Below are 12,756 nucleotides of genomic sequence, written 5' to 3' on the forward strand. Positions count from 1 at the left end.
GTAAAGCGTTACAAGTGTGGAAGGTTCCACATCGCACTGGTAGGTATAGCCATTCTCATAAAATGTTTTGGTCGTATTGTAATAATACGTTTGTGCAGCGATACCCAAAGGGCATACCAGCAAGGCAAATAAAATAACTTGGATCTTTTTCATAATCAACAATTTTTTGAGAGTTTGCGTAAATTTTTAAAGATACCCAGTCCCGGATTACCGAAGTCAAACGGGGTATTGTAAGCGGGGATTTGTTTTAATAGGGGAACCGTGTTATTCAGTATATGTGATTCCAACGATAAAGTTGATTGCCCTGGACGGAGATCCCCTTTCGGTGTTATGTAGTCTTTTAAGGTTGAAATAGATTTATAAGATTTATCCAACTCACCCCATTCGTTCCATTTTTTACTTCCAATGGCATCTAAATAGAGATAGTGGGCGTACCGGGTTTCAATCTCCTGGTTCAGAAGGGAATTCTTGTAAGAATCCTGTGTCTCTTGGTATGCCTGATAAGCGTGCCACATTTCGTGGAAAAGTTGGTCGTTTTCCATATTCATGCTCAGGGAGATTTTGCCGGTTGCATAGTTAAATGCCGAATCATCCCCGGGAATAAATTCAATAGGCAATGTTTTTCCGTTAAGGGAGTTTTTTAATCCGTTATATAATCCTTTCCCCAAACAATTCTTGATGATCTTGTCAAGCATCTTTTCTATTTCCTTCCAGTTTTCCTCTGTCATTTTTGAGTTTCGAAATATTTCTTTGGGATTCGCTTCGCCCGTATCGGTATCCTGTTCCGGATTTGTATTGTTATTGGAACTGCTTCCACCACCGCCGTCGGTGTCGCCGAACATGCCGTTATAACCACCGCCGCCGCTACCGTCACTGCCGATATCGAGTGTGGGAAGATAATAAACTGTCTTGCAATTTTGTCCGTGTACCTCAATGTCTAAGACGGTTATTACCCATGAAGCACAAATTTCAATTTCAATGGGGGAGGCGTTTCCCGCCCTGAGTGCCCCCTCTCCGGTATCGGCATCCGAGTATAGCCAACCGTTCACAAACTCGTCCTGCAGGCTGTAAAACAACACAAGCCCCCTGAGATTGCTGTCGCGGCTCAGGTAGTTGTTGTTTCCGGATAAATCCGTCCCTTGGATATACTCTGAATCAGGCGCTATCGCCATTTTAAACCCGTATATTTCGCCTGTTTGATTGTTTTGCAAAATTACCAGCCGGAGCAGTTGTTGCATTTCGCCACCGCTGTTTGCCGCTTCATTTATCGCCTCAATGTTACCAAAGGTGATTTCCCCGTTTTCATACTCCCATGGCAACTCCACCACCGACCATATGGAGTCATTGTGAAGCGTTGCCAAGTCCCAGTCAAGCAAAGGTTTCAAAGCGTGAAGCGTGCTGTCTCCGCTTCCGGCCAAGCGTAACCCGACATTATCACCCCTGTTTACATGTGTCTCATACCAGCTTTTTGCCTTAGCATCACCGTGAAGAGAAGAAATAAAACTAATTTTTGTTTTTCCATAGATAATTTGTTTTTATAGTTGAGTTCCCTGCGTGAATTTATCCGCATCCCGTACGGAAATGAGTTACAGGAAATAAAGAACATCCCGTTGAGACGATATTCCGATTCTTTGGACATAGTGAAAAAAGATTAGACGCCCCAAGTTAATAAAATATATTGATATATGTATAAATATACGCAGATTTTTTAAGATTTTTATACGGAAAATCCATGTTCGGGTTTCCGGGATGAAAAAGTGGAATAGCTCCGATTTTATTCTTTTGAGTGAAAAATCGGGGTGTTGAAATAAGTTCAATTAATATCTGTCAGGTGGAGACGTCTGCCGTGCCGATACGAAAATTTGGCGAATTTCAGTAATAGTTGCTTCCTGTCGGTGGAGTCGGATTCTACGAAGGCGCAATCCTGGATCACTATTATTAGAGCGGTGGAAATCAATATTTTCCACCGCCCGCGACAAATAAAACCAAATCTAACCAGATGACTGTATAAAAACTTTATCTTGACTCTTTATAGGTATATACTTCCGTAAATTTACTCCGTTTTGCCCCGCTTTGTATTAAATAATACGTGATGTGAACGCTTTTAGTTTCCGGATCGTAATAATTATTGGCTTCCGGCTCAATCTCTCCGGCACGACCGGATGCATTGGTTCCCTGTCCATAGTAATTGGTTACAGCTGCCGCTTTATTGGTAGTTGTGTCAAATTTAAAAATAGGGCTCCAGTTTCCATAATATGAGTAACCACTTCCGGTATAAAAATAATAACGGTATGGATTGGATATCGTGCCGGCAGGAATACTTTTTAAATGGACCTCAACCGTGCTGGCGCTTGTAGTTACAAGGTGTACCGTTAAAGGATAAACACCTACAAATGCAGCGTTTGTATAATCCTGGAAAGATCCTTCGACCGTATAAACACCATCATATTTGTTTTTAATGCCAATGGGGAACACGCCTTTACCGTAATTACCACTTATAATCCCAGATGTGACAGACTCGATACTTATACCCAACGCATAAGATTCAAAAAAATCGTCTTCGGTATATTCCGGAGGAAAAACATTGATAGTAAATACAGCCTTTTTTTCTCCTTTGGGGATCACGACTGTGTAACTGTCCACGTCAAACAAATGCGAGGGGAGCACGGTATAATCATTCTCCTTGATTGTGTCTTGATCGTTATGTGTCTCTATTATTTTCGCGTCAAATTTTAACGTTACGGTAATATCTTCGGGAGCTCCATTGGCGCCCGTATAGTTAACCGTTATAGGCCATTTTGCTATATCGTCTGCCTCTAATGCAGTTGACTTCAGCGAATAAGGAGTTGAAGTGCTTCTCGCCGGCAAATCAGCCAATTCCACTATTCCGTGCGAACCGTTGTCTTGAAAGACGCTTTCGGCATCGTTGACGCAAGAAAGAAGAAAGATGATGGATAAAACCGCAAGAAAGCCGGTTATTATATTCTTACTATTTCGTTTCATATTTATGCTATTTTATATTGTTTTTGAAAAATCAATCTTTATCCCAAAAAACAGGGTCTGAGAAGGCATTGGCTACTTTGGGCACGTTGGCGTTCAGGTTGTATTCCGCCTGCGGGTAAATCTGCCGTACCGGCAATTTATCGCTGCGGGTGGACTGCGACCGTATCGAAACGAATGTTGTTGTGGCATTCGTGCCGCTTATCCGGGGATAAGTTGTCCTTCTAAACTCATTCCACGCCTCATGCCCGTGAATATAATTCAAGGCAATGTATTTTTGGGTAATGATAGCCTCCAGACGCTGTGCGTCGGTCGTTGCCGCATCGTAATCCGCTAAATAATTACCGGCGTTTTCAGCCAGGTATTCGCCCAAGTCGGCTTCGGGATTCACGCCTTCGATATACGACCCGTTTGCTTTCTGGTTTAAATAGTCGAACGAAGCGAGGATCCCTTTTTCGAAATTCGTTTTGGCGTCGCCATCAAGGGTATGTCCGGTCAGTGCTGCTTCCGCGAGCAGGAAATATGTTTCGGAAGCCAAAAAGATGGGTTGCGATTGTGTGCGGTCTTTAAAAAGGCCGACCCGGGTACCGTCGTCATCTGCCACACCGGTTCCCGTCCAGGCATAATCAGGTGAATTAGGATTGTTCGTTTCGTCGGCCAATTGCCCCGAAGCGACACTGGGATACCCTTTATAGATCAGCGCTCCTCTTACATCATCCTGCAACACTGTTCCGTTATAAAACGTCAACACATATTTGGAGGGGATATAATAATTGGCGGCAGTAGTAATGGAACCGGCAATTGAACTATGCAATCCGGTCCAGTAAGGGTTTTGCGTACTACTGGCACTATAACCCGGGTTGACCGAGACGTCATCCTTGAGAAAGCCATCGGCGCTGAAAGTACTAAAAGCGCTCTGTACAAACGAGTCAATAGTTGTTCCGGAGGCTCTTACCAATAATCGCAATTTAATGTTGTTGGCAAACTGTTTCCACTTGTCAGGGTTGCCGCCGAACAGCGGATCGGAATACTCTTTGATGGCCAATACGCCGACCGCTTCCGCATTCTCATTTATTTCGGTGATCGCCGCATCGATCTCCTCTACCAAAAGTCGATACACTTCGGCGTCATCGTCATAAGCAGGCGTCAGATTCTCTTTCCCCTGAAGGCCTTCTGTCCAGGGTGCATCGCCATAGGTATCCACCAGGAGTTGATAATTAAACACTTTCAGGATACGGGCAACCGCAGCGAAGAGCGCATACTGGGGATCATCCTGTGCCTCCGTGATAATATACTGGTAATCGCGCAGATTTCCGAACACATTGTTCCACAGACCGGTATTATCGGTACTGGTAAAATTGTACGTGTAAGTACTTCCATATCCCGATATTCCCTTACCGGGCAATTGATATCCGACAAGAAAAGAACCGTACGAATTGTAGGTAACAATATTGCTTGCCGTACTTGCCAATGCCGCCGGCAATATATATTCGGGAGTAACCAGCGAAGCCGTCGGGCTGTTCGGATTGTCGTTGATATCCAGGTCGCAAGAATGGAATAAAATCAAACTTGCCGCCAATAAAATAATAATATATTTTTTCATATTCTTTTGATCTTTAAAATGTGAGTGATACGGTTGCCCCGAAATAGCGCGTCGGTGGTGTCTGGCTTAATGTGGAAACGCCGATTGCATTATTGTCGTTGGCGCTGTAATCGGGGTCGGTATATTCGTTGTCGGAGGAAGCCCACAGGAACAAGTTCCGTCCCTGCAGACTGATAGAAGCTGCCTGCAGCGGTTGTAACTTCCGGATCAGACGGTTGGGAAGTTGATAAGATAACTGTATCTCACGCCATTTCCAGTAATCTGCGGAGAATACATAGTTACTATATATTCCGCGATTATAGGTTGAGGAGGTCCAGAATCCCGAACCACCATCAGAAACGGTGATACTGGTATTTTCCACATAAGCGCCGGCTTTTTCATCCCAATAAGATGAATTGGGGAAAACAAAACGTTCGCGGTTATAGTAAGCACTGCGTGCGGAAGCGCCTGTAAAGTCCAATGTGGTTCCCAAATCAATGGCCGCCGCATAGAATCCGCCACGATACTCAAACAGGGTACTCAATGTGAAATCCTTCCATCGGACACTCAGGTCAAGCCCCAGGCGATGTCTCGGTGTCGTATTCCCGATAATCCGGGTCTCGCTGGCTTTCGATGGGTAACCGGTATTCACATCTACGATCACTCTACCCTGATCGTCACGGGCATAATCGCTGACAACGATCTGGTTCAATTCATACCCTTCCTGGGCATAAATCACACTGCTGCCGTTAATGGATATCCGGTCATCGGCATTGTCATCATCGAACAGTGTGACCAGTTTATTCTTATTATGGGTATAATTACCTCCTACGGTCAATGTCCAATCCTGCGTTCTGATCGGCGTAACGCGCAATGCCGCTTCTATCCCCCGGTTGGTCACTTCTCCCGTATTGATCAGGTAACTTGTAAATCCCGAAGAGGGGGATATTCCCGCGTAAACCGCTTGTCCTGTAGTGCTGGTAGCATAGTAGTTAAATTGCGCGTCTACCCTGTTGTTGAACAGTTTGAATTCGGTGCCGACTTCCCATCCGGAAGTAATTTCGGGTTTCAAATCATCCGATACCAGCGTACCGCTTTGCGAGAGGTAGGTGCCTTTGGAATAGCCGGTAATCGAACTGAAAGTCGGATCGGTAGCGTAAGGATTTAAATTCACATTACCGGTCTTGGAAAGTGCTCCGCGTATTTTCAGATAATCCAATACGGAGTTGTCTTTAAGCGTCTCGATCGCATCCGTGGGAATAAACGATATGTCTACTGACGGATAAAAATATGCCCGGTTTTCTTTTTTCAATAGAGAAGTGTAATCCTGACGCCCTGTGACATGCAAAAACAAATAGTTTTTATAACCGGCAAGGAAATCTCCCCAAAAACCGAGATTAATGTACCTTGAAACGGATTCTGAAGTGGAAGCTTCACCCACCCGGTTGCTTAAGTTATACAAACCGGGAATCAGCAATGCCGAAGCGCTTGCCGAAGTTGATTTTGAATTATATCCGTTGTAGGAATATCCCAGGATCAGGTTCAAGGAAAGATCACTGACTTTTTTATTCAATCCTACCTGGAAGTCATGATTTACCCGCGATGTATTATAATGCGCATCTCCGACAGAACCGGCCTGATTGGTACGTCCTACGGTATTGACCGAATAATCGCTGTAGGTAACTTTAGGCGTCCAGTATTTATTCTGATAATAGCGTTCGGAAATAGCACCCCTATACAACAGGTACAACCAGGAAACAGGCGAATACTTCAGTTCTGCTTTCCCGGTCAGATACGAGTTTTTTGTATCCTGTCGGTGTGTATCGGCAATCCAGTACGGGTTCCAGTACCAGGGATTAAACCAACCGTCGGGAGTCGCATATTTGTTGTTCTTCCAGTCCTTATAGCTTAATACCGGAATATTGGCCGGAATATTCAGCAAATCGCCATACACCCAGTTTGTTGCGTAAGTGATATCGTAATTATTTTGCACGTAATTGGCCGAATAATCGATATCCAGGTTAGACAATATTTTCCGGGTGCCATTCAACCGGGCAGAAAACCGGTTATATCTGTCACCGGGAGTAGTGCCGGTAGCATTCAGGTATTGCCCCGAGAGGTAAGTGGTTGATCTTTCATCGCCGAAACTGACGGATAAATCAGACTGGTTCTGTATGCCTGTCTCCCAGAAATCGTACCGGTCATTTACCGGACTATAGACTACGGTTTGCTGGTCTCCGTTTTCGAGCGGGTATCCCAGTTCACGCGTAGAACCATCGAAAGGCGGGCCGTATTGTTGGTTTTCCTCCCGGGAATACACTTGCCCGTCAGCAGTAGCACCGGCCCCAAACCGGTCCTGCAGCTTCGGGAAAAAACTCACCTGTTGCGCGGTGGTTGTCTGGGAAAACCGTATCACCGGTTTACCCGCTTTACCTTTCTTGGTGGTAACCAGCAACACGCCATTGGAAGCTTCCGATCCATACAGTGCGGCCCCCGAAGCGCCGCTAAGCACCTGTATTTCCTCAATATCTTCCGGGTTGATATTGTTCAGGATGTCGGCCGACACAATCGCATTATCAATGACGATCAGCGCTTCGTTATTACCGGTAAGCGAGCGGTTCCCCCTCAACACCAACCGATAGTTCGGATTTACACCACTGCTAATAGCATTTACCTGTAATCCCGGGACCTTTGCCGTCAGTCCTGCCGCAATAGAGACCGGCTTCGCGGCCGTCAGTTCCGCCGCCGTAATTTTTGTGGCGGTGTACCCCTGTTCTCTTCTTGTCCGGTGAATACCGCCGGAGACGACCACCACTTCGTCCAAAACTGCAACATCGGACTTCAACTCGACTCTTACGTTCGCACTTACCGGAACCTCCTGCGTGACATAACCTACATAAGAGATTACCAGCGTGCCGCCGGTGGGAGCCAGGAGGCTGAAATTGCCGTCAACATCCGTCACCGTACCTCTTGAGGTACCTTTGATATGAATCGTAGCGCCGATCACCGGTTCGCCCGATTCATCCGAAACCGTTCCCCGCACCTGTGTCTGTGCAGTTACAATCACTATCCCCGTAAAGAACAGTGCCCAAAATAATAATAGTTTCTTTTTCATACTCTACTTTTTTAATTAACTACTTCTAAATAAAACTTTTTTCTTTTTTATATGTAAACCTGAAATTTGCTATCTACAGATCGATTCATCTTTTACTTCTTACGGTTACCGGAAATAAAACTAATCGGTACCCCCCCAAAAAAAACTCCCCCGAAAACGTATCGGGGGAGTTCTTTCTCTTTTGCTTTTTCCTCTTCTATCCGACACGACGGTGCTTCCGCGACATGCACATATACATACCGCAACACATCATCATACACGAAATGTTGTTCCCCTTGTTGTTATATCGGATAAAACGGATTTCCATTATGCTCTTTTCCCTGTATAATTTTTGATAACCTCTGTTTACCTGCTGTTTTGATAACCTGAAATAAAAAAGCCCCTCCGAACTGCTATTGCATCGGAGGGGCCGTTATATGAAAATTGATTCTATGTTACGACAGAAAATATTCTTTTCCGGTTTATCCCGATACAATATGCCTGCATGGCATGGACATACACATGCACATGCACATGTACATGCAATACATCATATTGTGGGATGCATTGTATGCATTGTGATCGTACAGGATAGAATCGTTGTTCATCGTTTTGTGGTATCGTTTATTTCAAATACTTTTCCAGCGCTTCGGTTAATTTTTCTCCACGCAGATTTTTTTCGATGATCTTTCCTTCGGGATCTAACAGGAAATTGGAGGGAATGCTCCGAACGGCATACGACGCGGCCACTTCATTTTTCCACCCTTTCAGATCGGAGACCTGTGCCCAGGCAAGCTTATCGTCACTGATCGCCTTGAGCCAGTCTTCTTTCGATTCGTCCAACGAAACACCCAGGATTGTAAAGTTCTTATCCTTGTATTTCTCGAAAGCCTCCACAACAAAAGGATTTTCACGCCGGCAGGGGCCACACCACGAAGCCCAGAAATCCACCAGTACATATTTACCCTTGAAATCGGAGAGGGATACCGGATTTCCGATAGTGTCGTTTTGGGTAAATCCTGGTGCTACGGCACCGATAACTGTAGCGCGCAAAGCGTCTAATCTCTTTGCATATCTCTGTCCCAGGGCTGTATTCCTGACTTCCGGCGTCAGTAGGGAGAAAACGGAATCGTATGTCGCAATTTCCGGATCATGCCCGAGATAGACCGGGAGCGCTTTCGCCAGGGTGATATAAGAATCTTTATGGCTGTTCAGAAAATCATAGGCGACAGCTTTTTCCTTCTCTTCTATCGCATTCCATTTTTCATCGAGTTGCTGTTTAAATTCTTCCGATTTTCGTTGTTCCTCGGTGGCCGAATAATATTCTTTTTGTAATGCGGATTTCTCATCCTGGAAAACTTGTACCAGCGCATCATATTCTTTCGAAAGATCATTGAGTGGAGAACCGGTGATTTCTGCATTTTTGATGGAATCGGGACTTGTTAGGGTGATCTTTCCTTGTTCAACAAACAGAGTCAACCGGTCTCTCAATTTTCTGGAATACGTTTCAGTTCCTTCGTGGTCAATGGCTATTGTTGCCGAAAAAGGAGCGGAGTATTTTCCGGAGAACCGGAATTTTCCCTCTTCAATCAACACGGAATCAACCACCGTCTGTCCCGAGTCATTTTGAAATTCAAAAAATGCCTTCGCCGGTTTTTCCGACGCACCTATCGTCGCATGTATTTCATAAGCAGCTTCCTGCTTTTTACATGCAAATAAAACAAGAGCGCTCAACAGCGCAAAAAAAGCTGTTTTCTTCATCTGAGTAATTTTTATTATTGATATTTGTAATTTTTTAAATCGATATATTGAAACATAAAAAAAGCCCTCCAAACATGTATCGGAAGGGCTTTCATATTCTATTATTCTTGAATATCCCGGCTTATCCGACACAACAGCGCTCGAACATCATGCACATAGGGCAACACATTGCTCTGGATGCATTAAAACTCCTGTTGTTATGTCGAATAGAAATATGATTCATTTTAGCATGAAATTTTACAAAAGTTTACCCTTTTAAAGAAGGATTGGCAAATATAGAATAAAATAATAATATGTTCAAAATAATAACTTATTTTTTAACATTAATTAGTTTTATGTTGTGAATATTTCAATATCATTCCCGCTTTTATCCGTTCAATCTTTCATCATCCGCTTCCATTTGAAATAGCCGAATACCGAGATCACCGAGTAAATCGCGAAAAGGACAGAAGTAGGATAGAGGCCTTTCCATACATACAACCCGCAGGAGATAATGTTCACCAGAAACCATAATCCCCATTGTTCAAGATATTTATGGGCAAGCATCCACATGGCGAGAATACTCAGTGCGGTGGTAAAGCTGTCGCCATAGGGGACGGGGCTGTCGGTAAACCGGATCAGAACAAACGCCATCACTGCAAAAAGTGTTGTCCCTATCACCAAAAGCGGCAAGATATAGCGACGGGGTGTATGGCTGATCGGCAGCCCGGAATCTTCCGATTGCGATTTGGTCCACCGCATCCAGCCGTAGATACTGGCGAAGAAGTAGTAGACATTGATCCCCATATCTGCATAGAATTTACTCTGGAAGAAAATCCATACATAGAGAATGGGCATCAGTACGCCTACCGGCCATAACCATTTGCTGGCTTTGTATTCCAGATATAAATAAAGCAGCCCGATAACGGCACCGATGATTTCGATAGTCTGCATTGATTGTTTTTGTGTAAAGGTAAACGGATTTTTCCTGCAAAAGGAGAAAATCCGTTTATTGTATATAATATTTTAGAATCTGATAGTAATATTTGCCAATGCATTGGTACCTGCCTGGGGAAAGTAACGTTTTTCGTTTACCCGTTTTCCGTTCAGGTAATAGCTATCGTAATTATAGCCGTTGGTTTCATATTCCACATTAAACAGGTTGTTTACCCAGACACCCAGTACCACCGATTCAACGTGGGGGATTTTAAAGGAGTAGCTTGCCCGCAGGTTATTTACGAAATAGGCATCGATACTACGCTCTTTGCTCGAGGTATTATCCAGATACTGTCGTCCTACATAATTGCTGTGCAATGCTATTTCAAAACCGCGGTATGAGAAAGAAAGGATGCTGTTGGCGACAATGTCGGGTGAGTAGGCGATATCTGTGGTGCCCAGTTCATTGGAGCGCGCTTCAATCCATTCTTCGTTTTCATCGTAAACAGCCACATCCTGCTCGACAAAATTCTTTATCTTATTTTGACTGAATGTGATATTGGCATCCCAACGCAACAGTGGACTGATTTGCACGCCTCCGGTCAGTTCGACCCCCGTACGGTAGCTGTCGGGGATATTGGATGTGAGTATTTCCCCGATTTCACTGATCTTTCCTGTGAGGATCAGTTGATTTTTATATTTCATGTAATAAACGTTTGCCCCGAAGCTCGCGATAGATGATTGATAACGGTATCCGACTTCGGTGTCATACAACCGTTCACTGGTAGGGTGTTCGTTAGGTCCTGCATCGGTATAGTTGTTCCGGTTTGGTTCACGGTTAGCTACGGAGAAGGATGCGTAGAGGTGGTTATGATTATCCAACCGGTAGGTGGTTCCTACTTTAGGGTTGAAGAATGAGAAGGTATGCCTTTGTGTGATGTCACGCATAGCATTCTCCGTTTCGTCGAACTTGTCATCCCTGCCTTGCATATCGTACTTAATATAGCGATATTGTGCATCGGCATATATAAGCAGGTTGCGTACCGGTTCCACATTCAGTTTCAGGTAAATATTGGCATCTGTCTTCTCTCCGGTATTACGATACCAATCCTTGTCGGAGTCGAAGTTTTTGTTCGGGTGGCGCACCCATAATACTTTGCCGAAGTGATTGCCATCGTAATTGTTGGCACCGCCACCGAAAATCAGTCCGAAACGGTCTTGTGTGTAATTCAGCGCAAAGGTAGCTCCGTAAAAATCGTTATCAAGCCATTTCTGGCGGATAAGATCTGTCTTTTTCCGTTCCTCCCCGTTTTCCACGACAGGAGTGAGCAGGTACTCCACATATTTCCTGCCTGTACGGTACTCCTCATAATAGCCTTTTCCCGCTGTATAATGTAAAGCCGCATTCATATAGAGGGATGGAGAGAACTGGTGGGTGGCATGCAACTGATAATGCGTTTGTGTATAATTATCGGTCTGGTTATCGTAGAACTGTACATTGCCATCGTCGTCGATATATTGTCCCATCTCGTTGTAGGTGCGGGTATAGTTCAGCGGATCGCGTCGTACCAGATCCAGATCTACACCATTCCAGGCCAGGTATGTTTTCTGCTTTCCTCCGAATGTGACGAATTTAAGGATGGTATTATCACTCAGATATGCACCCGAGAGATAATAGGAATGCATGTCGACCGATGCCCTGTCGACATATCCGTCGGAAGCAATTGTGGAGTACCGTCCGTCTATGGCGAAATGGTTCCCGATAAGTCCTGTTCCCGCTTTCAATGTGTTGCGGTGGGTATTGAACGAACCGTATGATGAGCTAATTTCGGCATAAGGTATACGACTCACATTTTCGGTTTGCATATTCACACTTGCTCCGAATGTAGCGGCACCGGTGGTGGAGGTACCCACGCCCCGTTGTATTTGGATGGAGGAGAGGGAGGAGGCAAAATCGGGCATGTTGACGAAGAAGGCACCATGTGATTCTGAATCGTTCAACGGTACACCGTTTATAGAGATATTTATACGGTTAGCATCAGTGCCGCGTACCCGAAAATTGGTGTATCCTATTCCCGCACCGGCATCCGATGTAACAATAACTGATGGTTCGAGCAACAAAATATAAGGGATATCCTGTCCCGAATTCCGTTCGGAGATCGCATCCTTAGATATGTTACTGTGCGTTACGGGTGTGTTGGTACCTACCCGCGTAGCTGAAACAATCACCTCTTCCAGTTGAATTTGACTCAATGAGTCGGAAGGCACTTCATCTGCCTTTACCTGTGAAACCAATGCCAACAGTATTGCCGGCAATAAAAAAACCTTTTTCATTTACTTTTAATTTTAGGATGGACAAAGCGATTGGCGATGTACATCGTTGGTTAGTGAAATAAAAAAGGGG

At 44.6% G+C, this 12,756-nt stretch carries 8 protein-coding genes; all 8 read right to left on the reverse strand.

The window, feature by feature from the left end:
• The coding region (locus VB073_RS09070) for a DUF5043 domain-containing protein (RefSeq protein ID WP_323403872.1) at window positions 1-153 on the reverse strand (153 nt) is incomplete at its 3' end.
• A gap of 2 nt (window positions 154-155) precedes the next feature.
• The gene (locus tag VB073_RS09075; protein ID WP_323403845.1) at window positions 156-1,418 is read right to left on the reverse strand and encodes a hypothetical protein; all 1,263 of its coding nucleotides are present in this window, start codon (window positions 1,416-1,418) and stop codon (window positions 156-158) included.
• A 598-nt stretch (window positions 1,419-2,016) separates the two neighbouring features.
• Window positions 2,017-3,003, reverse strand: a complete 987-nt coding sequence (locus VB073_RS09080) for a DUF1735 domain-containing protein (RefSeq protein ID WP_323403846.1) — start codon at window positions 3,001-3,003, stop codon at window positions 2,017-2,019.
• A 31-nt stretch (window positions 3,004-3,034) separates the two neighbouring features.
• Window positions 3,035-4,603: a SusD/RagB family nutrient-binding outer membrane lipoprotein gene (locus VB073_RS09085; RefSeq protein ID WP_323403847.1), complete on the reverse strand. Its 1,569-nt coding sequence runs from the start codon at window positions 4,601-4,603 to the stop codon at window positions 3,035-3,037.
• 13 nt (window positions 4,604-4,616) lie between these two features.
• A complete protein-coding gene (locus VB073_RS09090) occupies window positions 4,617-7,697 on the reverse strand; it encodes a SusC/RagA family TonB-linked outer membrane protein (RefSeq protein ID WP_323403848.1) in 3,081 nt (1,026 codons plus the stop codon).
• A gap of 603 nt (window positions 7,698-8,300) precedes the next feature.
• A complete protein-coding gene (locus VB073_RS09095; protein ID WP_323403849.1) occupies window positions 8,301-9,437 on the reverse strand; it encodes a TlpA disulfide reductase family protein in 1,137 nt (378 codons plus the stop codon).
• A 375-nt stretch (window positions 9,438-9,812) separates the two neighbouring features.
• Window positions 9,813-10,370, reverse strand: a complete 558-nt coding sequence (pnuC, locus tag VB073_RS09100) for a nicotinamide riboside transporter PnuC (protein ID WP_323403850.1) — start codon at window positions 10,368-10,370, stop codon at window positions 9,813-9,815.
• A 72-nt stretch (window positions 10,371-10,442) separates the two neighbouring features.
• Entirely contained in the window at window positions 10,443-12,686 is a 2,244-nt protein-coding gene (locus VB073_RS09105) for a TonB-dependent receptor (protein ID WP_323403851.1), read from the reverse strand.
• Window positions 12,687-12,756: the final 70 nt, after the last annotated feature.

The organism is Proteiniphilum sp., from assembly GCF_034927365.1.
In the GTDB taxonomy this organism is placed as follows: Bacteria; Bacteroidota; Bacteroidia; order Bacteroidales; family Dysgonomonadaceae; genus Proteiniphilum.